Origin of the sequence: Ciceribacter ferrooxidans, assembly GCF_004137355.1 — a bacterium.
GTDB classification, from domain to species: Bacteria; Pseudomonadota; Alphaproteobacteria; order Rhizobiales; family Rhizobiaceae; genus Allorhizobium; species Allorhizobium ferrooxidans.
Genome location: NZ_SDVB01000308.1, coordinates 1 through 250, shown reverse-complemented (window position 1 = coordinate 250; position 250 = coordinate 1). Strand labels below are relative to the sequence as shown.

1 protein-coding gene is annotated in these 250 nt (G+C 61.2%); it reads left to right on the top strand.

Going from position 1 to position 250, the window contains the following annotated elements; genetic code table 11:
* Positions 1–26: 26 nt before the first annotated feature.
* On the top strand, positions 27–250 hold a 224-nt coding region (locus EUU22_RS20140), incomplete at its 3' end, for a CoA transferase (protein ID WP_245485185.1).

Here is a 250-nt window from a genome sequence, read left to right as displayed (position 1 = left end):
TATCAGGCTATGGGCGCGAAGGGCCGATGGGCAATGAGCCCGGCTACGATGTCATGCTGCAGGCGTTCAGCGGGATGATCAGTACGATGGGGCAGCGCAATGGCGCGCCGGCCCGCGTGAGCTTTTCGCCGGTTGACCTGGGAACCGGTATGCACGCAACATCGGGCATCCTTGCGGGGCTCATGAACCGTGGCAATACCGGTGAAGGCTGCTATGTCGAAGTGTCTCTGCTGGATACCGCTATGGGGTA